The sequence below is a fragment of the Aristophania sp. ESL1142 genome (genome assembly GCF_058107345.1).
Map to the genome: position 1 here is coordinate 284,819 of NZ_JBYLUH010000002.1, position 25,991 is coordinate 310,809.

Sequence of the window (25,991 nt, forward strand, 5' to 3'; positions counted from 1 at the left end):
TAAGAAGAGAAAACCTGATATTTGTCTGAACGAAATGTTCAAGAAAAAGAAAATTTACGGTGATTAAAGATTTTGATCAAATTCTTCATGCAACCTCTTCTCAGGAGGCTTTTCTGAAGCGGCGTCTGATCATTGCGTAGATGGATTTAAGAGAAAGAAGCCCTGAAAAATGCAATACAACACCATAAAGAGCCATATGGACAATCATTAAACCACCCAGCGTGAGTAGTTTGGAAAAAGCTAATGAATCTACAGAGTGAGGGAAAAAAACATGCAGGCTCCCATAAGCACTAAGTCCCATAAGGAGGCAAGCTAATATAATCTTTCTGATACGTATGAGAGCTGTTTTGTCCGGGCAGAATAGGTTTTTGCGTTTTAAAAGCAGCATCAGCAGGCAAAGATTCACTATGCCTGAAAATGTGCTGGCAAGTGGTGGGCCGATATGTGCGAGAGGGCGGTACAATAAAAGATTGAGCCCCAGATTAAGTGCTAACGTAAAAAGTCCGATATAAACCGGCGTCTTGGTATCACCCTGTGCAAAAAAAGCAGAGGCAAATAATTTAATAAGGATAAAGGCAGGAAGCCCCAGAGCATAGGCCTGCAAACATTGGGCTGAATTGATGAAGTCATTATGGGAGAAGTGGCCATAACCAAAAAGACCACTCATAATCAGCGGGGCCAGTGCGATCAGGCCAGCAGTTGCGGGTAACGTGAGTAACAGGGCATAATCAAGCGCTTTATTCAGACTTTCCTTGAGGGCAGTAAAGTTTTTTGCAACAATATGTTGCGTCAGAAGCGGGAGCAGGGTTGTACCGAGAGCGCTTCCTAAAACGCCAAGGGGGAGCTGGTTAACCCGGTCTGCGAAATAGAGCCATGAAATGGAACCGGCAGGTAAAAGTGTGCCGATGATTGTATCAATCGCCAGATTTAATTGTGTAACACCGGAACCGACCAAACCAGGTGCCATGCGTTTAAAAAGCGTAGCGATATCCTGATTATAAACAGGCCAGGAAAAGGTGGGCAGAAGACGAAATTTTTTTGCTGCCCATATAAGGGCTCCTAACTGGATAATGCCGGAAACTGTAATACCCCAGGCACTGCTGACAGGCACATTATATACCGAGAAAGCACCGATAAGGATTGCAATGATCCCAACAATATTGAAGGTGACGTAGGCAGCTGCCGCTGCACCGAAATGACGGCGTGCATTCAGGATGCCAGCAATAAGGGCTGCACTACAGATAAACACCATATAAGGCATCGTAATGCGGGTTAAGTAAATGGCGAGGTTATAACGACTGGCATCACCATGCTTAAAGCCAGGGGCTATGAAGCTGATGACAGCAGGCATGAATATCTCGCATAAGAGAGCGAAAATAATGAGCCACGTCAGTAAAACAGCAAGAGCCTGCCCTGCAAATTTGAGAGCTTTTTCCTGTCCGTTCTCTGTATATTGGGTTGTAAAAAGAGGCACAAAAGCAGCATTAAAAGCGCCCTCCCCCAAAAGACGACGAAACATGTTGGGGATACGGAAAGCAATCTGATACGCATCCTGCAAGGGACCAGCTCCCAGAAAAATTGCCAGAAGCTGGTCACGGATAAGCCCCAGCAAACGCGAGAGCATGGTCCATCCGCCAACTGTCAGAAGATTGCGTAACAAAATAAGGGGTACCTTCGAGAAGGAATTAACTGATTTTTTTTGTTAATCGGCCAACCGCTTTATAAAAGCGTTTTTTATCAGGCGCTGTTAAAGGGATGTGCCAGGATTGAAGTTTGCCTTCACGATTAATGAGATATTTATAAAAATTCCATCTTGGACGTGAGAGGATACCTCCTTCCTGAGCGAGCCACCGGAAAAGGGGGATCGCATCGGGCCCTTTAACATGTGATTTAGCGGATAAAGGAAAGGTCACACCATAATTTTTCTGACAAAACTCTCGTATTTCCTGAGGGTTATCAAATTCCTGCCCCCCAAAATCCCCACTGGGAATACCGATAATGACGGGCCCGTCAGGGTCATGTCTGCATAGTTTGTCCCATAGAGACTGAAGCGCTTCGTACTGAGGGGTGAAACCGCATTTTGAGGCTGTATTGACAATGATCAGAGGGCGTCCCCGCCATTGGGACAGATCTATTTCTCCTCCATCAAGAGCAGGAAGCGTAAAATCATAGGCTGTTTGAGGCACTATTTTCATCACAAAAGGGGCTTTCATGGGGGAAGAGGAGGGAAAGATGAATCTGAAAAGGCCTATTCCAAACGTGAAGGGCGCTCAAGCAGGTCGTCACGAGCTTGTTCGGGAGTGATTTCGCCTTTTAACAGTCTGTGAACCGCATCTATGATGGGGGTCTCAACACCATAACGAGGGCCAAGGGTGCAAAGCGTCTCTGCTGAAAGAGCACCTTCAGCGACTGTGTTTCGCTGGGAGAGAATATCAGAGAGCTGTTCGCCTTTTCCTAGAGCGATTCCCAGACTGTAATTCCGGGACCCTGCACCTGTACAGGTCAGGATTAAATCGCCAACACCTGCGAGGCCATAGATTGTCCTGCTTTGTCCGCCCATTGCCTCAACAAGGCGTCCCAGTTCTGCTAGCGCACGGGTAATGAGGGCCGCACGGGCATTTTCACCCAGCCCAGCCCCTATTGTAACGCCAGCACCGATTGCAATCACATTTTTAGCGGCACCGGCAAGCTGCACGCCCAACGGGTCCAGACTTGCGTAAAGCCTGAGGGTTGGGGTTGTCAGTCTCCTGGCCATGTCCTGTACAAAAAAACGCTCTGAAGCTGCAAGTGTTGCAGCTGTTGGCAGCCCTTGGGCAACTTCAATGGCAAAGTTTGGTCCTGATAATACGGCGAGGGGATGAAAAGGCATGGTTTCCTTCATGACTTCCAAAGGAAGAAGAGCAGTACCCTTTTCCAGACCCTTACAGCAGGTGATGACCGGGATATGAGGGGGAAGGACTCTCGCCAGTTTCAGGCTGTTTTCTCGCAAGGCCTGAGTCGGGACCACCATCAGGATAACATCGACATTATCAGGGAAAGTAGTTGTGACAGTTACTGATTCTGGAAGTGTGATTTCGGGTAGGCGCTTGAGACATCTTGGGCCTAATTCTGGAGAAGGTTCCGAGCGGGACCAGAGCTGAACGTCACCGATCTGACTATAAGTGCAGGCAAGGCCGATACCCCATGCCCCTGCACCAATGACGCCAATATGAAGCCTGTCTTTCATAAGGTTGTTCCCGTTGAGGCTGAAGGTGTGAAAACCTTCCTCTCAGATAATGGCCAACGTGGTCTTGGAGGGAGTATGAGGTCATCAGGACGCTCTCCCTGTTTTAATCGTTCCAGGGCTGCCCATCCAATCATGACAGCATTATCAGTGCATAACGGCAGAGGTGGTGCCAGGAAATTTTTACCATGTTTTTCAGCGGTTCGGGCCAGTGCCGCGCGTAGTTTTTTATTGGCGGCGACTCCTCCGGCAGCAACAAGGGAAGTTACATGGGGGGCAATTTTGAGGGCATTTTCAAGGCGGTCCTGCATAATATCGGCAACAGCCTGCTGGAAGCTTGCTGCCATATCCGCAGCAATCTGGCGCGGAATCGCACCCTGTCCATAGGGTTCGATCAAACGGGCAACAGCCGTTTTTAACCCTGAAAATGAGAAATCACAGTTGGGGCGGCCTTTAAGAGGGCGGGGCAGGTCATAGGCAGAAGGATTACCTTCCAGTGCCAGTTTTTCCAGGGCTGGGCCGCCTGGCCAGCCTAGGCCAAGCATTTTGGCAACCTTATCGAAAGCCTCACCGGCGGCATCATCAATCGTTCCCCCTAAACGATGGTAGGCACCAATTTCTTCCACAACAACACATTGGCAATGACCGCCTGACATCAATAAAGCGAGGTATGGGAAGGAAAGATTTTTGCAGTCCGCGCTTTTCAGTGCCTCGGGGAGACGTGGTACAAGAATATGGCCTTCAATGTGGTTGACCCCAATAAAAGGCTTGTTTTGCGCCATAGCCAACCCTTTGGCATAGGAGCTGCCAACAATCAGGCCGCCAATTAATCCCGGGCCGGTCGTCGCAGCAAAATAGCGTATATCTTCAAGGGTCAGACTGGCACGTTCAAGTGTAAGATCGACAAGAGAAGGTAAAAGTTCTAAATGCGCTCTTGCGGCAATTTCAGGAACGACACCTCCCAGTGCGGCGTGGCTATCCTGAGACCATACAGATTGTGCAAGGATAGTTCCGCGACTATCAAGAATGGCGCAAGCAGTATCGTCACAGGAGGTTTCGATCGCTAAAAGGGGTGTAAGAGTGGAGAGGTCGTTCATAACGGGCTTATTATGACGAATTTTATCCGTTCGTGACAGTCCCCTATAGAACAGGTTCTGTAAAATCGGCTAAGATGTACAAATTATGAATCTTTCATTCACGCCCTCTCAGGCTCTTCAAAAAGTTGCGGCTGAAGCAATTCGGCGTAATCACGTCACTGCTCCTTCAAGAGCCAGCCGTTTACCATTAAAAGTGGGGACCAGAGCATCACCTCTTGCCCTGGTTCAGACACGCAATTTCCTAACGCGTCTGACACGTTTCTGCCCAGTTTTGCGTGACATGGGGGCTTTCGAAGAGTTTCAGATGAGCACATCTGGGGACCGAAGCGCATTAAGGCTTGCTGATATTGGCGGCAAAGGACTTTTTTCCAAAGAAATCCATGAAGTCCTGTTGGAAGGGGGGATAGATTTTGCGGTCCATAGTTTGAAGGATCTCGAAACTAATTTACCTGAAGGGCTGACCCTGGCGTGCACCTTGAAACGTGAAGATGCACGCGATGTGCTGATATTGCGGGAACGCCAAATCACCCTCAATCAGGATGATCCGCTTTCATGTTTGCCAGAAGGTGCTCTGGTAGGATGTGCGTCAGTCAGAAGGCAGGCTCAGCTTTTACATTATCGTCCTGATTTACGTTTTTGCCTTATCCGCGGGAATGTACAGACAAGGCTTGATAAAATGAATGCAGGACAGTGTGATGCCACGTTGCTCGCATTGGCTGGTTTGCGGCGGCTTGGGATGGAAGACCGCGTGGATGTTATTTTAGAGCCTGATTTCATGGTTCCTGCTTCAGGGCAGGGTATTGTTGGTGTGACTGTCAGGGAAAGTAATACTGAACTGCGCGAACTATTATCTGCAATTGAAGACCCTGAAGCCCGGGCCGTTGCCACAGCAGAGCGTGCTTTACTTGCAGAGCTTGACGGGTCTTGCCGGACGCCGATTGGCGGTTATGCGCGTCTTGAAGGGGGCGTCCTGCATATGAGTGGGCTAGTGGCAAGTGAAGATGGTTCCTTTTATTTACGTAAGGAAATATCTGGCTCTCCGGCAGAATCTGAAGCCTTGGGAAAAGAGCTGGCTGCACAGTTAAGGCGTGATACGCCGGATGATATATTTGCAGCCATAACCAGAAGCTGAATGAAGGTATGAGAAGTCATGTCCCTGAAAAGCCATGTTCTGGTAACACGCCCTGAACCCGGCTTATCGGAATCGTTGTCGGAGTTGAAAAAACGTGGCTGGAAGGGTGTTGCCTGCCCAGCTCTCAAAATTATACAGAGTGATCCTTTCCCGCCATTGAAATGTAGGGCGATCCTTGTGACAAGTGGGCAGGCTCTTGCAGCCTTATCGCGACAGGGGAAAGAGACACTCATTCTGACTGTTGGAGACAAAACTGCCATGCGGGCGCGTCAGGCTGGGTTTAAAAATGTCCTGGCTGCAGGGGGGGATTCTGAGTCCCTCAAGCGTCTCTGCATTGAGCGTCAATTAACGGGGCCAGATATTGTCCTGGCCTGTGGTCGGGGACGGTCTGGTCAGGATTATGGCCAGAGTTTCAGGGAGCAGCTTTCTGTAAAATCGCTTTATGCTTATAAGGTTGAACGCAGCACGTCTCTTGCTCAGGAAGCAATGGCCCTTTTGAAATCAGACGCTGTTGATTCGATCCTCTTTTATTCAGCAGAAACAATGGCTGCCTTTTTAAGTTTATGTCCTTCAGAGGTTAAGAAGGATCACCTGAAAAATGTCAGGGCATTCTGTTATGCAGAGATTATTGCAAAGAAGGCGCTAAACTCTGCCCTGTGGCGTTCTGTTCAGGTTGCGTCTTATCCTCCCCTACATCCGTAATGTCCGGGAGAGAAGGGGAGGTTAGTTACAGAAATCAGGCTTCGCCAGCGGGTTCCGGGAATTCTTGTGCGCGTTTGGCCTGCCAGAGTGATACGAAATCGATGGGCTGAAGGACGATAGGCGGGAAACCACCATCACGCGTGACATCGCTGATAATTGAGCGTGCGAAGGGGAAAAGCAGACGTGGGACTTCGACAAGGAGGATAGGCTCGATGAGGTCTTCAGGAGGGTTTTCCAAAGTAACAACGGCAGCATAGGTTAATTCAGCAATAAAAACCATGCGGTTGGGACTGCCATCTTCAGGCTTGTCAGTAGCTTCAGCACGGATTGCCAGAGCGACTTCATAAACAGATTGATCCTGCTCGATCTTGTTAGCCTGGACATCAATATTGACATTGATCTGGGGTGCATTTCGCAATGTCGTGAAAATGCTGGCTCCGAGAGGCACTTCAAAAGAAAGATCTTTTGTATATTGCAGGTTAATTGCCAGAGGCATGGCTGGCGGGTTGTTTTCAGATTGTGGTGTATCTGCGCCGGCGGGAGGATTGTTCTGTTGGGACATAAGATAAAATCCTTGAGATATTTGCTTTTTTATTTCGTCAATCTGGCCTAGCATGTCTAAAAGAAATGGCCAAGTTCCGTAAAGTTTATTACAAATCGTTCAGTTTTTTTTCGAACTGGTTGAGATTGGGGCGTATTCGTCTTAAATTCAAACTGTAAAGACAGTGTGAAAGGCTCTCTATAATAGTGGGGAGCTGGGTATTAGGACTGATGATGACAAATTTCCCGTGGGATATTGTTTTACTAGCTATCCTGGCGCTTTTGATGGCAGGTACGCTTTTTTGTGTGCTTGGTCGGCGAATTGGTGCGCAAGGTTTGAAGCAGGAGCCCTCACCAGCTGTGCGGTCTCATGAGGCACGGCGTCTGGATGATCAAACGTCTCCTATGCAGCCACCTCCATTGCCTAATCAGGCTATAGCAGATGAGAATCGTACGGAATATGTCATTCCAGAAGGTCATACCCCTCTTTCAGACGAACTGGGGCAGCTGCAACAGAAAATGCCTGGCTTTACAGCTGAGAACTTTCTGCGTCAGGCAGAAGTTTTTTTCGAAAATGTTGTTACAGCCTTTGCAAAAGCGGATTTGCCTTCTCTTCAGGCGCGCCTTACGCCTGAAGCCTTTGAAGACTTCAAATCTCTGATTGATGCCAGGGTGAAAGAAGGGCATCAGGTTTTCTGTGACATCAAGCGGGTGGAAAAGCTGGAATATAAAGGCGTCAAGGTGACTGCTCCGGACGAAGAGACTGGGGAATCTGGGAGCGTCTTGTTCCAGATTGCTATCATTTCATGGCAGATCAGCAATGTCAGGGATTCGGACAAAAATATCGTTGATGGCACAGAGGCCCTGACGGAGTTTCATGATATTTGGGGTATTTCCTGTACCTTACAGGGAGGTGATCTGAAACTGGTTTCTACGGCCGTTTTTTAAGATTATCTGCCCTCTTTAAGTTCGTATTTAATTTCATTTTGAAAAATAAAGTTCTCTGCTGAGGGAGCTTTATTTTTATCTATTAGAGACATTAAGGTTAGTCTGTTGAAATCTTTCATGAAGCCTTTCGCCACTCTGGTTCTTTCCGCACCATTTCTGGCTGGTTGCGTTTCTCAGCATTCAGGGAACGGACTTTTTACCTCAGTTGGGTATGAGGCCATGTCACAATGGAAGCAGGAAGACCATAAGGCACTGCTTTCGATGGTGCTAAAGGAATGTCAACGTCTGGCCGAACTGCCCCCAGAAACGTCTCTGGGTGGGGTGGCGTCATTGCCGAATGGAACTAAAAGTGGTGAATGGGCAGGGGCGTGTACGGCCTTGCCGAAGGGAGACTCTGTCAGTGACGCGGATGCAGAGCGTTATTTCGAAGACTGGTTTCAGCCATATTTAATTCAGAATAGCGCTTTCTATACGGGTTATTACGAGCCACAGATTGAAGCGTCTTTGACCAAAACCTCTGATTATCAGGTTCCACTTTATCGTCGTCCTCTTGATCTTGTCCGGGAAAAGGCGACTGATGGTGAAATCGTCTTCGGGCGTTGGGTTGGACAGGAGTTCAAGCCTTATGATGATCGTGCCCAGATTGATAAAGGGTCTCTCGATGGTAAGGGTCTTGAGATTGCATGGCTGAAAGATCCGGTTGACCTGTTTTTCCTTCAGATACAAGGGTCGGGGCGTCTGATATTACCCAATGGCGATATATTAAGAGTTGGCTATAGCGCGCGTAATGGCCAACCTTATGTGCCTATCGGGAAGATTTTGGTACAGAAGGGGCTTATGGCCAAGGAAGATGTGAGCATGGAATCTATCAGGAACTGGCTGTCTACCAATCCTGATCAGGCTCAGTCATTATTGGAAGAAAATCCTAATTATGTTTTTTTCAAGAAACTTTCCATTTCCCCTTTAGAAGGTCCTATCGGGGCGTTTGGGGTGGAATTAACACCTGGACGTTCCATCGCGGTTGATCATGCCTATTTGCCATTTGCTGCGCCTGTCTGGGTAGAGACATCTTTCCCGGCAGAGTCTTCATCAACAATTGCTGTTGAACAGCAATGGAAGCATCTGACTTTTGCTCAGGATATAGGTAAGGATATCCAAGGGCCTGGCAGGGCCGATTTATTTACAGGCTGGGGTGAGCAGGCAAGTTTTATTGCAGGTAATTTACATCATAAAGGCCGGATGATTATGCTTCTGCCAAGGCCGGCGACTGTGCCGCTTGACTGGACGGCGTTTAGGGATTCGCTTCATCAATGATCCGTACGCGTCGTGAGACGTTAGGCCGTCATTTGCTGATCCGTGGGGATTCGGGTCGCGTGCTTAAACGTTTTGCGCCCGGGAGCGTGGATGTCATTATTACATCACCGCCCTATAATATTGGCCTGGCTTATCGCAGCTATCAGGATAGCAAAACAGAAGAAGACTATCTTGATTGGATGGAGGGGATCTGTAAGCTTCTTCATCGCTCTCTACGTGATGAGGGATCTTTTTTCCTGAATATTGCCGGTTCCAGCGCCCAGCCATGGCTTCCTTTTGAGCTTGTTGTGCGCTTGAGAAAGCTTTTTGTGCTGCAAAATCATATTAGCTGGGTGAAATCCATTGCTGTCAAAGATGTTACATATGGCCATTTCAAGCCCGTTAATTCAAAGCGATATTTAAATCGCAATCATGAGCATATTTTTCATTTGACCAAAAAGGGGGATGTGCCTCTTCACCGGATTGAGGCTGGTGTCCCTTTTACGGATAAAAGCAATATTCACCGCCGTCAGCATATGCAGGATAAACGTTGCCGGGGGGATTGTTGGTTTCTGCCCTATGATACGGTCAGGAGCAAAGAGGAGAAATTCAGTCACCCAGGTACGTTTCCTGTCTCTCTTCCGATGACATGTCTGCGTCTGCATGGGGTGGGACCGGATGTGACGGTGCTCGATCCCTTTATGGGAACAGGGACGACTCTGGTTGCAGCAGAGAAGCTTGGTATAAAAGGGATCGGGATTGAGGCTGATACCAATTATGTCAGGACTGCCCGGGAGCGCCTGCAAAATTGTCTTCAAGAAGAGCGCGGAGCACAAGGGTGAGCAGGCGTTTTCTACAACAGGATGAAATGAATTTATGGCATGCCGTTATGCGCGATGTCATTCCTTTGAAAAATCCTTTTTCCAGAGATGAGCAGCGTCCATCCGGGAAGAGGGAAGAGATATCATCTGAAGAGAAACATTCTCCATTTGTAGCAGAGAAACCAAAAGACATTCTTTTTAGTAAAATTTTACTCCCTACATCCTCAGTGCGTTCCAGGCATCACGAACTCTTTGTCGGGGTTCGTAATCCTGGATTGGATAATACGCAATGGCGGAAATTATCTCGGGGGAAAATTGCTGTCGATAGCAGGCTGGACCTTCATGGATATAGTATTCAGGAGGCTTTTGACCGGTTAGTCTCTTTCATGGCACGGGCTAGATCGGGCCATTGGCGTTGCGTAGAAATTATAACAGGTCTGGGGAGTGGAGAAAAAGGTGGAATGATTCGCCGTGAATTACCGCTTTGGCTGCAAAGAGCTGATATAAGGCCCTCTATTCTAGCGGTTGTTCACCCTCATCATGGAAACCAGGGGTCAGTACGCGTGCTTTTAAAAAGAAATAAAGGTTAAAATCCGTTCATAATCTGAATAAGAAGGATTTTGTCTTGGCGTGTGCTTTTCCAACTCCTATAAAAGACCGGACGCGAATGATTATCATTCCGAAAAAATTTTCCTGACCAGTGGAGAATAAAGCCATGTCTTTAAAGGCGATTGTGCGTACGGCTACGATGATCTCACTCTTATGGGGCGGGAGTGCAGCTTTGAAGACGCAGGCAAGAGATGTGACCGATATTACCGGTCATGTTGTGAAGGTCCCGGATAATCCCAAGCGGATTGTTTTGGGAGAAGGGCGCTTGATTTATGCTTTGGAACCACTGGAAAAGGAGATGCTTTTTGACCGTGTTGTAGGGTGGCAGGGAGAGTTTATTTCGTCAGACAGGGCTTATTATAAGCAGCTTCTTGAGAAATTTCCCCAGGCATCCAAAGTAGCCGTTATCGGTCGAAGCACGTCAGATACAATCAGCCCGGAAAAAATCCTTGATCTGCGTCCAGATCTTGTCATTTTCAGTACAACAGGTCATGGCCCGGGTCAGTCTAGTGATGTGACTACCCGTTTGAAAGCAGCTCATATACCCATTATTTTTGTCGATTTCAGGCAGGCTCCGGTCCAGAATACAACCAAAAGCATCAGCATTCTTGGTGAGGCTCTTGGCCGTGAGAAAGAGGCGCGCTCTTTTAATGATTTTTATAAAAAGCGCCTCACACTTATTGAAGACAGGCTGAAGGATATACCTTCTTCAAAACGTCCGCGTGTTTTCATAAATATGCTTGCAGGTGCGCGCCAGACATGTTGCCATACAGCAGGAAAAGGTAATATGGGGGCCTTTATAGAAGCCGCTGGAGGTCAGAATTTGGCCGCCACTATGCTTCCTGGCTATTTGGGTGATATTTCTGTAGAAGCTCTTATGACGCTTGATCCTGATATTCTGCTCCTGGATGGGACCAAAGGAGCAGACTCACAAAATCCCGGCTTAAAGATGGGGGCAGGGGTCAGTAGAGAGGTTGCGTATAATTCTTTTAAAAAACTTCTGACATTGCCTGAGTTTTCTACCCTGAAAGCCGTGCATAAGAAAAAAGTTTATGGAATCTGGCATACATATTACGACAATCCCTTTAATATTCTGGCGATTGAAGTAATGGCGAAATGGTTCTATCCAGATAAATTCAAAGATATAAATCCAGAAGCTGATCTGCGTGAAATGCAGATGAATTTCACGGCGCTTCCTCCTGGAGGGACTTACTGGATTAGTGATGATGCCCATTGAAACGGGTGAGATAAAAGATCATCACTATGAGGAGCTGGCCTCTCGTCTTACAGGGATGAGAGCCTCTTATCATCGTCTTACAAAACGTAGAACATTGGTTCTGTGGATGTTGGCCCTGTTGATCTGTGGCTCGCTTTTGCTGGATTTTTCTCTCGGGCCAGCGGGGTTGTCTCCATCTCAGCTTTTCCACGCTCTTTTCCATCCTTCTTCGGATACGGCATCCATTATTGTCTGGCAGCTACGTCTGCCCTATGCATTAATGGCGCTTCTGGTTGGTCTGGCCCTTGGCGTTTCTGGCGGAGAAATGCAGACAATCCTCGATAATCCGCTCGCCAGCCCATTTACGCTTGGTGTTTCAGCAGCAGCGGCTTTCGGAGCATCTCTAGCAATCGTTCTGAATTGGAGATTGCCTTATATTCCCGAAAATTGGATGATCCCCATAGAAGCTTTTATGTTTGCAGTGGGGTCAGCTTTTTTACTGGAGCTTGTGTCACGCACGCGCTCACGTTCGACATCGGTTGTGGTTTTATTCGGGATTGCGTTAGTGTTTACGTTCCATGCTTTCGTTGCCCTGATGCAGTTTGTTGCCGATGAAGACTCATTGCAGGAACTAGTATTCTGGACAATGGGAAGCCTGACCAGGGCAGACTGGAGCAAGCTTATGATTCTGGGCATTGGGTGTATCATCATACTGCCCTTTACCTGGCGTTCAGCTTCAGCGATGACGGCACTGCGTCTCGGAGAGGACAGGGCTGCAAGTTACGGCGTGAATGTGCAGCGTTTGCGTATGATGTCTCTTTTGAGGATCAGTATCCTTTCTGCCCTGGCAGTTTCCTTTGTGGGAACGATCGGGTTTGTAGGTCTGGTCGCGCCACATATAGCCAGAAGATTATTGGGAGAAGATCACCGTTATTATCTTCCGGGTGCTGCTTTATGTGGTTGCCTGATTATGTCTCTTTCTTCCATAGCGGCTAAAAACCTGATTCCAGGCGTGGTCATCCCTGTCGGGATTGTAACCGCCCTTGTCGGTATCCCGTTTTTTCTGGGTGTGGTGCTGAGGAAACAGCTTTGATGAAAGTGCTTCCGGACAAAGAGGAAAGATCTCTTTTCCTGCGTGATTTGAGTGTCCATTATGGTTCACGGAAAGTCATAGAAGGCCTGAGTTTATCTCCTATTAAAGCAGGGCGTATAACTGCGGTGCTTGGACCTAATGGGTCTGGGAAATCAACGCTTCTAAGGGCAATTGCCGGGTTGACTAGATCAAGCGGCAGCGTTGATCTGGGGAATGTCCATCTTTCTTCATTAATATCTTCGAAACGGGCAGAATTAAGCGCGTATCTTCCACAGACCTTGCCACCGACAGTTCATTTGCAGGTGCTTGAGGCAGTAATGGTTGCTCGTCGCGCCGGTTCTATGGTCTCAGCTCATGTAGCATTGGAGGAAAGTGTAGAAATCCTTGAACGGCTGGGGATTGGTGCTTTGGCGCTTCGTTATATGGATGAACTTTCAGGCGGGCAGAGACAGCTTGTAGGGTTGGCTCAGGCCCTTGTACGTAGACCAGCCCTTTTATTATTGGATGAACCTCTGAGTGCGCTTGATCTTCATTACCAGATTGCGGTGATGGAAGCTGTCCGTCATGAAACTGAAATGCGGCATTTAGTGACGCTGATCGTTGTGCACGACCTTAATATTGCCCTTCAGAGAGCAAAAGATGTTATTTATCTCAAAGAGGGCAAGTTAATCGCCCAAGGGGCAGTTACAGAAGTAACAACCCCTGAGATATTGGCAGAAGTTTATGGTGTCAAAGCGCGGATCGAAACGTGCTCACACCATAAACCTCACGTCTTGGTGGATGATATTGTTTCAAACCCGCTTCGAACGTAGCAATTGAACGCTTGGGCGGGTTTGACGGCAAAAAATACTCAGGGCCAGCATGTTTCCGGAGGCAGACTCATCAGAATGGCCTCTGTGTTGCCACCCGTCTTTAAACCAAAGACAGTACCTCTGTCATAGAGAAGGTTGAATTCGGCATAACGCCCTCGACGGATGAGTTGAGCCTGTCTGTCTTCATCAGTCCATTTTGTGAACATTCTTTTGCTGACAGCAGCCGGGTAAGCCTTGAAAAAAGCTTCGCCAACATCTTTAGTGAAGGCGAAATCATCTTCCAGTTTATCAGTGCGCAACCAATCATAGAAAATCCCGCCCAGACCGCGTGGTTCTTTACGGTGAGGAAGGTAAAAATATTCATCACACCATTTTTTAAAGCGTGGATAATATGTCGGATCATGTTTGTCACAGGATTCTTTAAAACACTCATGAAAAGCTTTGGCGTCTTCGATTGCTTCAGGGCTTTGGGGGAAGATCGGGGTAATGTCTCCCCCCCCACCAAACCATCCGCGTGAGGTTATGATGAGGCGTGTATTAAAGTGGGCTGCTGATACATGCGGGTTACAAGGGTGAGAAACAAGGGAAATACCTGTTGCAAAAAAGCGGGGGTCTTCTTCAGCGCCGGGAATCTGTTTACGGAACTCCGGTGAGAATTCTCCCCAGACGGTCGAGCAGTTTACACCGACTTTTTCAAAAACACGCCCGCGCATGACAGACATGATGCCCCCACCGCCACTTTCCCTCTCCCAGGCAGTCCGGACGAAACGACCGGCTTCAGAGCGGTCCTTGAGAATTTGTGAATTTCCGGCAACAGCTTCATCTTCGAGTTTCTCGTAGCTAGCACAGATACGATCACGTAAAGCCTCAAACCAGGCTTTGGCCTGTGCTTTCAAAGCATCATGAGGAACATTGGGACGAATAATTTCATTAAAGTTCGATGTCTTAGTCATGAAGCTTATCCTTATTATATCGCCTAAATCCGTTCGAAAACAGGCTAGAAAATATTTTATACCTTGAGTGACTATACTCTTTCGTAATTCACAGAAAAGAGAGAAAGTTATGCGAATTATGAAAATCAGATATTAAATTTGAAAAAAATATATGTCCCTGTGACCTTCTAAACGATAAGACGGAGACTATGAAAGCAGTGTGTTCATAAATTAGAGTGCAAGATGGAGAAATCGAGTTATGCCTCAGACAATTAAGCCTGTTATCGGTGTGATAGGAGGGTCTGGTTTGTATGAAATTGATGGCCTTGAAAACCGTGAGTGGCGGAAAATCTCAACCCCTTGGGGTGATCCATCTGATGAACTTCTTTTAGGCACATTAAACGATGTTCCCTGTGTCTTTCTACCGCGTCATGGACGTGGGCACCCCATTCCACCCTCGGAGCTGAATTTCAGAGCAAATATTGCCGCCCTGAAAAGTGTCGGTGTTACAGATATTCTTTCTGTCTCAGCGGTAGGCTCGCTGAAGGAGGAGCTGGAACCTGGACGTTTTGTTCTGGTCGACCAGTTTATTGACCTTTGTCAGAACCGTGCGCGGAGTTTTTTTGAAACAGGCTGCGTGGCGCATGTTGGAATGGCCGATCCCGTTTCAGCGCGGATTATGGAAGTTGTGGAAAAAGAGGCACTTGCCTTATCTATTCCGCTTACTCGTGGTGGGACTTATGTTGTGATTGAGGGGCCTCAATTTTCGACACGAGCAGAAAGTGAGCTTTATCGTTCATGGGGATGCTCAGTCATCGGTATGACCAATATGCCAGAAGCCCGTCTGGCGCGGGAAGCTGAGATCAATTATGCAACAGTGGCAATGGTGACAGATTATGATTGCTGGCATGATGAGCATGAAAATGTCACAGTTGATGCCGTCATTGCAATTATGAAGAAAAATGCCGATCAGGCGCGTGCGTTGATCAAGGCTGTTATTCCCGTTTTAGGCCGTAATAGGGAAATTGGTCCTCATGATGCTGAAAGGGCTTTGGATAATGCTCTTATCACAGCGCCAGAGGCTCGGGATCCTGCGATTATTGAAAAACTGAAAGTAATTGCTGGACGTGTTTTATAAAATAAAAAAGGGGGGGGAAATCCCCCCTTTTTTATTTTTGTTTGAGAAAAATACTTAAGACCTAATGACGCTTATTGACGCTGCAAATGGTCAGAGAAAAAGCTTAAAGAGCGTTCCCATGCCAGATCGCTAGCGTCTTTATTATAGCTGGGACGGTCTGTACAGCCGAAGCCGTGATCAGCATTTTTATAGAGATAGCTGGGGATATCGGGGCAGTCATGGCTAATCACTTCTCTGTCTGAAGCCGGAATAAGTGTGTCATTTTCTCCAAAATGAAGCTGGACCGGGCAATGGGGCCTGGGTGAAGTGATTCTGGCAATATCACCACCATACCAGGCAATGGCTGCATTAATAGAAAGGTCTTGCGCTGATCTCCATGCAAGATATCCCCCCCAGCAGAAGCCAAGGACCCCAACAGGTAGATTACTGTCCTGAGAGCGCAGAGCTTCCAGGCAGGCTGCAATGTCTTTCAAGGGAGCATCCGGGCTAAGTTTGGCACGGAGTTCCAGTCCTTTTTCCATTCCCGTTTGATCATAGGGTAAAACGATATCAGGCTCGACACGGTCAAAGAGTGCGGGAGCCATAACATGATATCCAGCTTTTGATAAATTCACGCATACCTTTTGGATATAATTGGTAAGACCAAAAATTTCCTGAAGAACGATTACTCCTGCCTTAGGGGAGTTATGGGCTGGTTTTGCCTCCCAGACACCAAGCTGGTGATGATCGATCGTATGAAGCTTTATCATATGCGTATCAATTGTTTGAGAACACATGGAAAATCATCCTTTTTGAGGGATTTCTAGGGAAAACTAAATTGTTATAATGGCTTTGAAAGGATGTAAAACATTAAAAAATCCTTTTTCAGAAGCCTAGCAGTTCTTGACGCTTCAGGGGGGCGATATTATCTCTTCAGAGCGTCTTGAATGAATGTGAAAGACGCACAGAGGTGCGCTGCTGTATATGAGTGCAATAACCCGGCTATGCCGCTTTTTACAAGGGCTGGCCTAAAATGGAGTGATCCATGACGAAATTTCGTCCTCTTCATGACCGTGTTGTCGTTCGCCGTCTGGATGGCGAGGCAAAAACCGCTGGCGGTATCATTATTCCTGATACTGCTAAAGAAAAACCAATGGAAGGCGAAGTTGTCGCCGTTGGTCCTGGGGCACGTAATGAGCAGGGGCAGATTGTTCCGCTTGACGTGAAATCAGGTGATCGCGTGTTATTCGGAAAGTGGTCGGGCACTGAGGTAAAAATCGACGGTGAGGAACTGTTGATTATGAAAGAAAGCGACATTCTGGGAATTGTTGGCTAAAGAGCCTTCCTTTTTATTTCGCTTGTTTGAACCTCTAAGGAGTTAAGTGTTATTATGGCTGCTAAAGACGTAAAATTTGGTGCAGACGCCCGTGAGCGTATGCTCCGTGGTGTTGATATTCTTGCCAATGCTGTGAAAGTGACGCTAGGTCCAAAAGGACGTAACGTTGTTCTTGACAAAAGCTTCGGTGCTCCCCGTATTACAAAAGACGGTGTTTCCGTTGCCAAAGAGATCGAACTGGCTGACAAGTTCGAAAATATGGGCGCACAGATGGTGCGTGAAGTAGCTTCCAAGACCAACGACATTGCTGGTGATGGTACAACGACAGCAACTGTTCTTGCTCAGGCCATTATCCGTGAGGGTGCCAAAGCCGTTGCTGCTGGTATGAACCCGATGGATCTGAAGCGCGGCATTGATAAGGCTGTCAGCCATGTTGTTGAAGAGCTGAAAAACCGCACGAGAAAAATTTCTTCTCCCGCTGAAATTGCTCAGGTCGGTACTATTTCTGCCAATGGTGAGAATGAAATCGGTGAGATGATTTCCCGCGCTATGGAGAAAGTTGGTTCCGAAGGCGTTATCACTGTTGAAGAGGCAAAAGGCCTTCATACAGAGCTCGACGTTGTTGAGGGTATGCAGTTCGATCGTGGCTATATTTCCCCTTATTTCGTCACAAACACAGAGAAAATGACTGTGGATATGGATAACCCGCTTATCCTGATCCATGAGAAGAAAGTTTCTTCACTTCAGCCAATGCTTCCTCTTCTTGAGAGCGTTGTTCAATCCGGTCGTCCGCTGCTAATCATTGCTGAAGATGTCGATGGTGAAGCTCTTGCAACACTCGTTGTCAACAAACTCCGTGGTGGGCTGAAAATCGCTGCTGTCAAAGCTCCTGGCTTTGGTGACCGTCGTAAAGCCATGCTGGAAGATATCGCGATCCTCACAGGTGGCCAGGTTGTTTCCGAAGATGTTGGAATTAAACTTGAGAACGTGACAGTTGATATGCTTGGCAATGCCAAAAAAGTGCATATTGATAAAGAGAACACGACGATCGTTGAAGGGGCTGGTCAGTCTGAAGCGATTAAAGCCCGTTGCGGCCAGATCCGCGCTCAGATCGAAGATACGACTTCTGATTATGATCGTGAGAAACTCCAGGAACGTCTTGCTAAACTGGCAGGTGGTGTGGCTGTTATCCGCGTTGGTGGTAGCACAGAAGTTGAAGTTAAAGAGCGTAAAGACCGCGTCGATGATGCTCTTCATGCAACTCGCGCTGCTGTTGAAGAAGGCATTGTCCCTGGTGGTGGTACAGCTCTTGCCCGCGCAAGCCTGACACTTGGTTCTCTGAAGTTCCATGATGAAGATCAGCGTGTTGGTTCTGAGATCGTTCGTAAAGCTCTCCAGGCTCCTCTGCGTCAGATCGCCCACAATGCTGGTGAAGATGGTGCTGTTATCGCTGGTAAAGTTCTTGAAGATACTAATTACACAACAGGTTTTGACGCTCAGAAGGGTGAATATAAAGACCTTGTTGCTGCTGGTATTATCGATCCAACTAAGGTTGTCCGTACAGCGCTGCAAGATGCAGCCTCTGTTGCTGGTCTGTTGATCACAACTGAAGCCATGGTGGCAGAACGCCCTGAGAAAAAAATGCCTGCTATGCCTGATGAAGGTATGGGTGGCATGGGCGGTATGGGAGGAATGGGCTTCTAATTCAGAAGCACATTTCTTTCTCCCTTCTCTTATACGGGGAAGGGAAGCTGCCTTTGAAAAGAAAAAACTTCCACTCCAAAAGAGTGGAAGTTTTTTTATGCCTGATTGTGTAAGATTTCGTCTGGATGAAGGAAGGGTGTTATTTCTTCGATAGCTTCGGCAAGTTTTAGTCTTTTGACTTCAACACCTTCTGGAAAGGCGGAGAGAAGCCTTGAAGGGAGTCGACGGTCTAGCATAACAAAGACTCCCTTATCATCCTTACGCCTGATTAGACGCCCAAAAGCCTGACGCAACCTCATTCTTGTAATGAAATCATCATAGTCAAGAGGGTTGCCCTGAGAGAGGTAGCGTCGCCTTTCCCTATGGAGAATATCCGGTCTTGGCCACGGAGTACGCTCAAAAACAACCATTCTGAGAGCATTACCTGGCACATCGACACCATCTCTCATGGAGTCAGTACCCAAAAGACAACTATGATGTTCTGTCCGGAAGATATCGACCAGAGTTGCATTATCCATGAGGTCTATATGCTGAGCATAAAGGGTAATTTCTTTATGGCTTAGTGGTTTCTTAATATGTTTGTAAACAGCTTTCAGACGACTTATGGCAGTAAATAATCCTAAGGCACCACCTTGAGCCGTTTCAAACAGATGTTGAAAGGCACGGCTAAGCGATATGATCTCAGGAGAGACATCGGTAATAATATAAGCGCGTGTCTGTTTGCTGTAATCAAATGGGCTGAGCAGGGAAGCCCTGATAGGAGCTTTCAAGAAATGAGGAATACCGACACGCTGTTCGGCTTTCTGCCAGTTCTGTTCTTCATTCCCTTTCTCCTGGCGGTCTCGTAATGTTGCTGACGTTATGACCAGGCCATGTGCAGTGCCCTGCAGGACGCTGGCAAAGGGAATGGTAGGGTCAAGCCAGTGTCGGTGCAGTCCTACATCTATGCCTTCTATTCCCATACGCGGTGCGGAAAATTTATCGCGTCGTACAAAATCAATATAGAGAGGGGTCTCATCCGTTACAGGAGGGGAGGAGATTGCTCTGAGCATGGAGATCCAGCCTTGTAGGGGAGTGAGTGCGCGGCGGTAAAGGCTACGGATCAGTGCCTCAAAACGTTGTATGAATGACGGGTCAAGCTCTGTATTTTCCTCAAGCTGATCCGCCAGATATGAGATGAGGTGCTCAAGCGGTTTTGCGATCTTCTGAAGAGCTTCAATCAATCTCTCTGTTGCATGTCGCAGAGGGTCATTAACTGGATGGAGATCAACTTCCTGACGGTCATATCTTATATCAGGCTCATTGGGGCGTATATTTTCGCGGAGGCGTGCCTCAAGCAGGTTATCAAGCTCTGCAAGAAAATGTTCAGAAGGATTATCCAGTTTTGAGAGAGTTTGAGGAGTTTCTGTCGGATTTTCTGAAAATAAAGCTTGCTGATCCCTGACTTCCTGTACGCGCAGGCTCCATTGGGGTTGGGGTAAGGCAGTTTGTGCAGCTAAGAGAATTTTTTGCAGTTTGTCATTTAAAGGCGGGAAGATTTCCAACAAATCATCAATCCTGCGGCGAAGACCTCTGGCTCTTGAACGGCTACCTTCATTTCCCAAAATCCAACGCCTTAATTCAGCAGCTTCCATGCCTGAGAAAGTCAGAGAGAAGGCATTATCACTGGCATCAAAAATATGATGTCCTTCATCAAAAATGATATGAGTGGGCATACCATTCTCATCCTGAAGATTTGCCGGTGCCTTTGATTGTGGAATAAGCGCATTCCATGCAGCCTGAGAAAGGGTTAAAGCATGATTGGCAATGACCAGATCAGCATAATGAGCTTTGCGAATAGAGTTTTCAATAAAACAGCTGAGATAATGGCCGCAAGCGGAATGGATACATTCACCGCGTCTGTCTGAGATTGCCGCAAGCAATCCTGTACCGAAAAGATCGCTGAACCAACCGGGAAGGTCTCCCCCCTGTAGGTCTCCATCAGCTGTTTTCCTGGCCCATCTTGCCAAAAGTGCAAGGGCGATTAAGGATGGGTTGTTATCTGCTGGTCTGTTGAGAGCGGCAACGACGATTTCTTCAAGATTTAAGAGACAGAGATAATTTTCTCTTCCCTTGCGTATGACGACTTTTTCACGTCTTATAGCAGGGTCGGGGTAGAGGCGTGTCAGCTCCTGTTCAATCTGTCTCTGAAGATGGCGTGTGTAAGTACTGATCCAGACGGCGCCATCATTCGCCTCAGCCCAGAGGCTGGCTGGTGCGATATATCCGAGGGTTTTGCCGGTTCCTGTTCCGGCTTCAGCGAGCACGATATTGGGTTCATTGGGTTTTTCACGCGGCTGGAAAGCATGACTTGTGACAGATGAAAAGTCTGCTTGCCCGACTCTTGTCTCTGCATTGATCCCTAGCATCTCGGCAAGTCTTTTACGGGCTGCTGATGGTGTTACGGTTTGTGAACCGGGTTGCGGACGAGGCGCTTTTTCCTCCCACTGTGGCAGATATTTCCATATTTTAAAGGCTTCTGCTGGATGTAGACTTTCAGATTTATCAGGGAAATGAGTGCTGCCTGTTTCAGGCGTGAGCGATATTCTTACTGAATCTGACCAGCTCCATCCTGCTTTTGCCATAAAATCCGTCAGAGAAAGCAGAATATTATGCTCTTCAGGAACCATGGTAGTTTCATGCAGGTAGGATAATAAATGATGGGCTATGTCATAGAGAATATTGGGTTGTAGAATCTTGTCATCATCTTCAGAAATAAGCCCTAAGGCAAGTGCGAGGCCACGTGGTGTTGGTGTTACGGACCTGGCTGGATATATGAACAGAAAAAGTTCAAGTAGGTCGAACCAGGGTACAGGCTGAGTTTCAGGCGGTAAATTGAGAAGTTTTAGAGTTTCTGGTCCATGTACTAACAGAGGAGGAGGGAAATCCCGTAAGAGGGTGATGAGTTTCTGATTGGGAAGAGTCAGTATTTCTCCGTCTGGTGTCAGCAGGGAGGAAATGGCTGGGCCGGCGATAAGCGCAGGCGCATGAAATGGAGAAAGGAACTGATCAGTCATTTGTAACACTTTATCTATAAAATGCGTTGATGCCGAGGGTGTAATCTCATAGAAAGGCCGGACTTCTTGATCTGTAACCTGAGGCACTCTAAATCTATAGGGCTATGAATACCATGCTGAGCCACTCCCTACCTGATCCCTCTTTGTTAAAGCTCTGGCCTTACGAAGAAGCTCGAAAATTGAGTGAACGGGTCAAAGACAGAGACCCGCAGAAACCTGTTCTGCTTGAAACAGGGTACGGCCCTTCTGGTTTGCCTCATATTGGCACATTTGGTGAGGTTGCCCGTACAACCTGGGTGCGTCAGGCATTTGAGGCTATGACCGGACGCAAGACACGTCTTTTGGCATTTTCTGACGATATGGATGCCTTGCGGAAAGTGCCAACTAACGTACCACAGCAAGAGATGTTGCATCAGCATATAGGGTTGCCTCTCTCACGTGTGCCTGATCCATTTGGGACTCATGAAAGTTTCGCAGCCCATAATAATGCTCTTTTATGTGAGTTTCTGGATAATTTCGGCTTTGATTACGAGTTCGCATCAGCCACTCAATATTATACAAGCGGTGTTTTTGACAAAGCCCTGAAGCGTGTTCTTGAAGTTCATGATCAGATTATTGCCGTGATTGCTCCAACATTAGGGGCAGAAAGAAGGGCGACCTATTCTCCGGTCCTGCCAATTCATCCTGAAACAGGCAGGGTGATGCAGGTTCCTATTCTGGAAGTAAATCCAGATGCAGGAACTGTCATATGGGAAGATGACGCTGGCAAACGCTTTGAGACATCTGTCTATGGCGGGCAGGCCAAAATGCAGTGGAAAGCCGATTGGGCTATGCGCTGGTATGCCCTGGGTGTTGATTATGAGATGTCTGGGAAGGATCTGATTGATAGCGTCAAGCTTTCTTCCAAAATATGCCGTCTTTTAGGTAAGGAGCCCCCTGTAACGCTGACATATGAGCTGTTTTTAGATGCACAGGGCCAAAAAATAAGCAAATCCAAAGGTAACGGGCTTTCTGTTGAAGAATGGCTTCGTTACGGGACCACCGAAAGCCTGGCTCAATATATGTTCCAGCAGCCTAGTCGCGCCAAACGGCTTTATTTTGATGTTATTCCCCGTGCGACAGATGACTATCTGACTTTTGTTCAGAAGGCTGAGGCGCAGGAAGGCGCTGACCTTTATAATAATCCAGTCTGGTTTTTACATAATGGGGATGTTCGCCTTCAGGATACCAGCCCGATTTCTTTTACGGCGTTATTAAACCTGGCAAGTGTTGCAAATGCCCATGAGGCAGAGACGCTCTGGAAATTCTTGCGTCGTTATGATGCTACTCTTTCTCCAGAGACTCATCCTTATTTGGATCGTCTCGTTTCACATGCTTTGACTTATTTTAATGAGCGTGTACGTCCGACAAAGGTTTTTCGCAGCCCGACTGAACAGGAAAGGTTGGCATTGGTAGATTTGGCCCAGGCACTAGCAGAACTGCCGTCTGATTCGACGCCTGATATGGTTCAGAATGTCGTGTTTGAAATCGGAAAGAGATATTTTGATAAGTCAGAACTACGTTCATGGTTTGGGTGTCTTTATGAGGTTTTGCTTGGTCAGAGTGAGGGGCCGCGTTTTGGTATCTTCGCCGCTTTGTTCGGGTTATCTGATACGATTTCCTTAATCAAAGAAGCGCTTGAGCGACCTGTAGAGCCATAAAAGCATACAGGGCAGATTCAGAGTTTATGAGCGGGCCAGGGTATTCTCCGCCTCAGGAGGGGCAGATAGCGGAAAAGGCAGATAAAAAGAGGTTTTCTCTTAAATATCTGCCCCCTCTTGTCGGAGGAGGGCTGCTGATCGCGGCTATTCTTGTTATCTGGCGACAATTTAAGCATTTTTCCCTTGAGAATATCCTTGTCAGTGTCGAAGCACTTCCGCTTTCCTCCTTATGGCTTGGGATTGGGGCGACGTTTCTTGCTTATGGGGTTCTAGCCTTTTATGATGGCCTTGCCTGCCGTCATGTTAAAGCGGGTCTTTCCTGGTGGAAAATCGCCTTCGTTTCATTCTGCGCTTATGTTCTGGCTCATAACCTTGGTTGCGCAGCAATTTCAGGTACGGCAGTGCGTTACAGGCTATACCGAAATTGGGGTGTTCCAGGTCGCAAGATCGCTTCCATTGTTGCCTTCTGCTCATTGACTTACTTTCTGGGCATGATAGGGCTGGTAGGGCTTATTTTATTATGGCAGCCGGGAACAATCCCCCTTCTGTCACATTACGGTCCTTGGTTTCCGGTTGGGTTAGGCGGTGGCTGTTTTCTCATATTGGTCTTGTATGTTTTGGCAGCTTATAAAAGGAAATCCCTTTCGTTCAGGGGGCATAGAATAGATGTTCCTGATTGGAAAATTGCCTTAGGGCAAATTTTTGTCAGTATGGCAGACATGTCTGCCACGGCTTTGATTGCATGGTGTTTGATCGGCCCCTTACCAGCTCAGTCAAGCTTGACGTTTGGTAGTTTTTTAGGAATTTACCTTTTTTCCTATACTGCCGGATTATTGACCAATATTCCTGGAGGATTGGGGATATTTGATGGAACAATGATGGTTGCGCTCTCTCCCTGGCTTCCAGTCTCACATATCATGGCGATGATCCTGATGTTCAGGGTGATGTATTATCTGGTTCCATTAATGCTCGCAGGAGGGGCTTTTGCTACGCATGAGCTCTGTCTTAAAGCCCATTTTTTTCGTGATAAAGCGTTTATACCAGGAAAGCGTGAACAGAATTTACGTCAGTCAGAGGCTTATTTTGCAGTTACAATAGCAGGTACGATACAATTATTCGTGGCAATTACCATTATTGCTTATGCTGTAACCGTTCTTGTACCTCGCTTTTCTTCGGGGGATCATACGAATTTTACACAATTCATGATCATCGCACTGACATTATCTGGTATTGCGCTTATAGCAGTTTCTTTCGGGCTTATGAATCGTATCGCTCTGGCGTGGCGTCTTTCGGTTGGACTATTATGTGTTGTAGGAGTTTTACTGATATTATGTAGGGCAGATTGGGAGATATATGCCATATTATTATGTCCGTTTTTAATTCTGCTCCCGTTTCGTTATAGCTATTATAGAAAAGCGGCGTTCTTTTCTGATCCTTTATCTCCTATATTATTATCGTTTCTGGGGTTGTTTCTGATCGGTTTCTCCGGTGTGTGCTGGATTGCCCTGCAACAGGGGCTTGAAAAACTCTGGCATGTGTCTGATTCTTATAGTCTGATTAACTTCAGAAGCCATTTTTTTATACTAGCGCTGACTTTGGGGTGTTTCCTTACATTCTGGTGGAGCTTGAGGAAGGGGCCGCTTTATCCTCAATATTGGACGCCTCTCATCGCAGCCGCTTATGCCTGCCTGGATACACAAAATAGTTTTCGGAATTTTATTGGAAAACTGTCTCTCCGTCCTGACGGTTTCTTTTATGATGAAAGTAGACAGGCTGCCTTGGCTTTTATGAGGAAAGGTGATTTTGTCCTTGCTTTGGGAGAGCCGGTGGGTAATCCCCTTAAAACACAGGCGGCGATCTGGCGATTGCGTGACTATGCAGAGCAAGAAAATTGTAGCCTGGCCTTTTTACAGCCAGGAGCGAAATATAAAAAACTCTATGAGGCACTTGGTTTGTCACGTTTCGACCTGGGGTCAGGGAGCGTGATCTTCTGTTCAGATGAAAACGCTCATCTTTTGAAAGCCGAACTAGAATTAGTCAGATCTTCCCAGCTTCCGTGATTGATATTAGATATTCTACCCTGAAGAGAGTCATATTCTTCAAGTAAGGAGAATTGACCATATGTCTTGGTGCTGTAATCTTCGATCAGCGCTAGATGATGGACATCAAATTCGGGGAACGGAAAGAGTGCATGCTGGTTTATCCAGCCTTTAAGCGGCAACTCATTGCCTGCTGGCATAGAGCCTAATTCAATAAAAGGTACAAATTTCTTTCTAGGGATTTCAAGGCCAGCGCGATGTAGGGCAAAATTTACCTTTTGGCGGAGCGCAAGCAGGGATGAAGATGTTGTCACTGTAAGGCCGAGCTTGTAGCCATCAGGGGCTATATGAAAGGTGATGTGTTTGATCGAGCAGGGAAACACAGACCAGCGCAGGCGGGAGAGCTCATAATCCACCTCTTCTAGTAAGGTCTGGTTATCACAATGCCCTATTCTGCAGAGAGGAAGAAAAGCATGCGGCTCCTCACGCCATTGACAGTCTATTGTTTTCAATAGCGAGAAAATGGGGGTAAACGAAGAGGGAAGAGGAATTATTACAGCAAGATGACTCATATGTCATATGAGGGTTTCTCAAGGTAAAAGGTCAAGGGCTCCGCCTTGA

At 47.2% G+C, this 25,991-nt stretch carries 23 protein-coding genes; 14 read left to right on the top strand and 9 right to left on the bottom strand.

What is annotated here, in order from left to right; translation table 11 throughout:
- Positions 1-100: 100 nt before the first annotated feature.
- Genes murJ through tsaD form a run of 4 tightly spaced genes read right to left on the bottom strand, consistent with a single transcriptional unit; the run spans position 101 to position 4,320 of the window.
- Complete coding sequence (murJ, locus tag AC3B6P_RS08985; RefSeq protein ID WP_489805793.1) at positions 101-1,660, bottom strand: murein biosynthesis integral membrane protein MurJ; 1,560 nt, start codon at positions 1,658-1,660, stop codon at positions 101-103.
- Between the two features lie 25 nt (positions 1,661-1,685).
- A complete protein-coding gene (locus tag AC3B6P_RS08990) occupies positions 1,686-2,195 on the bottom strand; it encodes a glutathione peroxidase (protein ID WP_489805794.1) in 510 nt (169 codons plus the stop codon).
- Between the two features lie 53 nt (positions 2,196-2,248).
- On the bottom strand, positions 2,249-3,226 hold the full coding sequence (locus AC3B6P_RS08995) for an NAD(P)H-dependent glycerol-3-phosphate dehydrogenase (protein ID WP_489805795.1): 978 nt from the start codon (positions 3,224-3,226) through the stop codon (positions 2,249-2,251).
- Complete coding sequence (gene tsaD / locus AC3B6P_RS09000; protein ID WP_489805796.1) at positions 3,223-4,320, bottom strand: tRNA (adenosine(37)-N6)-threonylcarbamoyltransferase complex transferase subunit TsaD; 1,098 nt, start codon at positions 4,318-4,320, stop codon at positions 3,223-3,225. The genes AC3B6P_RS08995 and tsaD overlap by 4 nt, the downstream gene beginning before the upstream one ends.
- A gap of 85 nt (positions 4,321-4,405) precedes the next feature.
- Between tsaD and hemC the strand changes: the two genes are divergently transcribed.
- Positions 4,406-5,452 (top strand): hydroxymethylbilane synthase, encoded by a 1,047-nt coding sequence (gene hemC / locus AC3B6P_RS09005; RefSeq protein WP_489805797.1) that lies wholly within the window; start codon positions 4,406-4,408, stop codon positions 5,450-5,452.
- An 18-nt stretch (positions 5,453-5,470) separates the two neighbouring features.
- Entirely contained in the window at positions 5,471-6,154 is a 684-nt protein-coding gene (locus AC3B6P_RS09010) for a uroporphyrinogen-III synthase (RefSeq protein WP_489805798.1), read from the top strand.
- A 34-nt stretch (positions 6,155-6,188) separates the two neighbouring features.
- Here the strand turns inward: AC3B6P_RS09010 and secB are convergent, their stop codons facing one another.
- Positions 6,189-6,716: a protein-export chaperone SecB gene (gene secB / locus AC3B6P_RS09015; protein WP_489805799.1), complete on the bottom strand. Its 528-nt coding sequence runs from the start codon at positions 6,714-6,716 to the stop codon at positions 6,189-6,191.
- A gap of 209 nt (positions 6,717-6,925) precedes the next feature.
- Between secB and AC3B6P_RS09020 the strand changes: the two genes are divergently transcribed.
- The 7 genes from AC3B6P_RS09020 to AC3B6P_RS09050 all read left to right on the top strand — a co-directional run bounded on the left by AC3B6P_RS09020 (position 6,926) and on the right by AC3B6P_RS09050 (position 13,486).
- Positions 6,926-7,642 carry a Tim44/TimA family putative adaptor protein gene (locus AC3B6P_RS09020; RefSeq protein WP_489805800.1) on the top strand — a complete coding sequence of 239 codons (717 nt, stop codon included), beginning with the start codon at positions 6,926-6,928 and terminating at the stop codon, positions 7,640-7,642.
- Positions 7,643-7,747: 105 nt separating this feature from the next.
- A complete protein-coding gene (mltA, locus tag AC3B6P_RS09025) occupies positions 7,748-8,956 on the top strand; it encodes a murein transglycosylase A (protein ID WP_489805801.1) in 1,209 nt (402 codons plus the stop codon).
- A complete protein-coding gene (locus tag AC3B6P_RS09030; RefSeq protein WP_489805802.1) occupies positions 8,953-9,777 on the top strand; it encodes a DNA-methyltransferase in 825 nt (274 codons plus the stop codon). The genes mltA and AC3B6P_RS09030 overlap by 4 nt, the downstream gene beginning before the upstream one ends.
- The gene (locus AC3B6P_RS09035; protein WP_489805803.1) at positions 9,774-10,346 is read left to right on the top strand and encodes a Smr/MutS family protein; all 573 of its coding nucleotides are present in this window, start codon (positions 9,774-9,776) and stop codon (positions 10,344-10,346) included. The genes AC3B6P_RS09030 and AC3B6P_RS09035 overlap by 4 nt, the downstream gene beginning before the upstream one ends.
- 125 nt (positions 10,347-10,471) lie before the next feature.
- A complete protein-coding gene (locus tag AC3B6P_RS09040) occupies positions 10,472-11,602 on the top strand; it encodes an ABC transporter substrate-binding protein (RefSeq protein WP_489805804.1) in 1,131 nt (376 codons plus the stop codon).
- Positions 11,589-12,674 (top strand): FecCD family ABC transporter permease, encoded by a 1,086-nt coding sequence (locus AC3B6P_RS09045; protein ID WP_489805805.1) that lies wholly within the window; start codon positions 11,589-11,591, stop codon positions 12,672-12,674. The genes AC3B6P_RS09040 and AC3B6P_RS09045 overlap by 14 nt, the downstream gene beginning before the upstream one ends.
- Positions 12,674-13,486, top strand: coding sequence for an ABC transporter ATP-binding protein (locus AC3B6P_RS09050; RefSeq protein WP_489805806.1), 813 nt, complete (start codon positions 12,674-12,676; stop codon positions 13,484-13,486). The genes AC3B6P_RS09045 and AC3B6P_RS09050 overlap by 1 nt, the downstream gene beginning before the upstream one ends.
- A 38-nt stretch (positions 13,487-13,524) precedes the next feature.
- Here AC3B6P_RS09050 and hemF read toward each other — a convergent pair whose 3' ends face one another.
- On the bottom strand, positions 13,525-14,439 hold the full coding sequence (gene hemF / locus AC3B6P_RS09055) for an oxygen-dependent coproporphyrinogen oxidase (RefSeq protein ID WP_489805807.1): 915 nt from the start codon (positions 14,437-14,439) through the stop codon (positions 13,525-13,527).
- Between the two features lie 238 nt (positions 14,440-14,677).
- Here hemF and AC3B6P_RS09060 point away from each other — a divergent pair, with 238 nt between their 5' ends.
- On the top strand, positions 14,678-15,556 hold the full coding sequence (locus AC3B6P_RS09060; RefSeq protein ID WP_489805808.1) for an S-methyl-5'-thioadenosine phosphorylase: 879 nt from the start codon (positions 14,678-14,680) through the stop codon (positions 15,554-15,556).
- A gap of 71 nt (positions 15,557-15,627) precedes the next feature.
- On the opposite strand, the gene AC3B6P_RS09065 is transcribed toward AC3B6P_RS09060, so the two are convergent.
- Entirely contained in the window at positions 15,628-16,332 is a 705-nt protein-coding gene (locus AC3B6P_RS09065) for a dienelactone hydrolase family protein (RefSeq protein ID WP_489805809.1), read from the bottom strand.
- A 248-nt stretch (positions 16,333-16,580) separates the two neighbouring features.
- Here AC3B6P_RS09065 and groES point away from each other — a divergent pair, with 248 nt between their 5' ends.
- Together groES and groL are read left to right on the top strand one after the other, a co-directional pair.
- Positions 16,581-16,871 (top strand): co-chaperone GroES, encoded by a 291-nt coding sequence (groES, locus tag AC3B6P_RS09070; protein ID WP_489805810.1) that lies wholly within the window; start codon positions 16,581-16,583, stop codon positions 16,869-16,871.
- Between the two features lie 54 nt (positions 16,872-16,925).
- On the top strand, positions 16,926-18,575 hold the full coding sequence (gene groL, locus AC3B6P_RS09075) for a chaperonin GroEL (RefSeq protein ID WP_489805811.1): 1,650 nt from the start codon (positions 16,926-16,928) through the stop codon (positions 18,573-18,575).
- A gap of 95 nt (positions 18,576-18,670) precedes the next feature.
- Here the strand turns inward: groL and AC3B6P_RS09080 are convergent, their stop codons facing one another.
- Entirely contained in the window at positions 18,671-21,631 is a 2,961-nt protein-coding gene (locus tag AC3B6P_RS09080) for an ATP-dependent DNA helicase (protein ID WP_489805812.1), read from the bottom strand.
- 113 nt (positions 21,632-21,744) lie between these two features.
- On the opposite strand from AC3B6P_RS09080, the gene AC3B6P_RS09085 reads away from it, so the two are divergent.
- Positions 21,745-23,331, top strand: coding sequence for a lysine--tRNA ligase (locus AC3B6P_RS09085; protein WP_489805813.1), 1,587 nt, complete (start codon positions 21,745-21,747; stop codon positions 23,329-23,331).
- 26 nt (positions 23,332-23,357) lie between these two features.
- Positions 23,358-25,391 carry a lysylphosphatidylglycerol synthase domain-containing protein gene (locus tag AC3B6P_RS09090; RefSeq protein ID WP_489805814.1) on the top strand — a complete coding sequence of 678 codons (2,034 nt, stop codon included), beginning with the start codon at positions 23,358-23,360 and terminating at the stop codon, positions 25,389-25,391.
- Here the strand turns inward: AC3B6P_RS09090 and AC3B6P_RS09095 are convergent.
- Entirely contained in the window at positions 25,340-25,942 is a 603-nt protein-coding gene (locus tag AC3B6P_RS09095) for a 2'-5' RNA ligase family protein (protein ID WP_489805815.1), read from the bottom strand. The two genes, AC3B6P_RS09090 and AC3B6P_RS09095, sit on opposite strands and share 52 nt — an antisense overlap.
- Between the last annotated feature and the right edge of the window lie 49 nt (positions 25,943-25,991).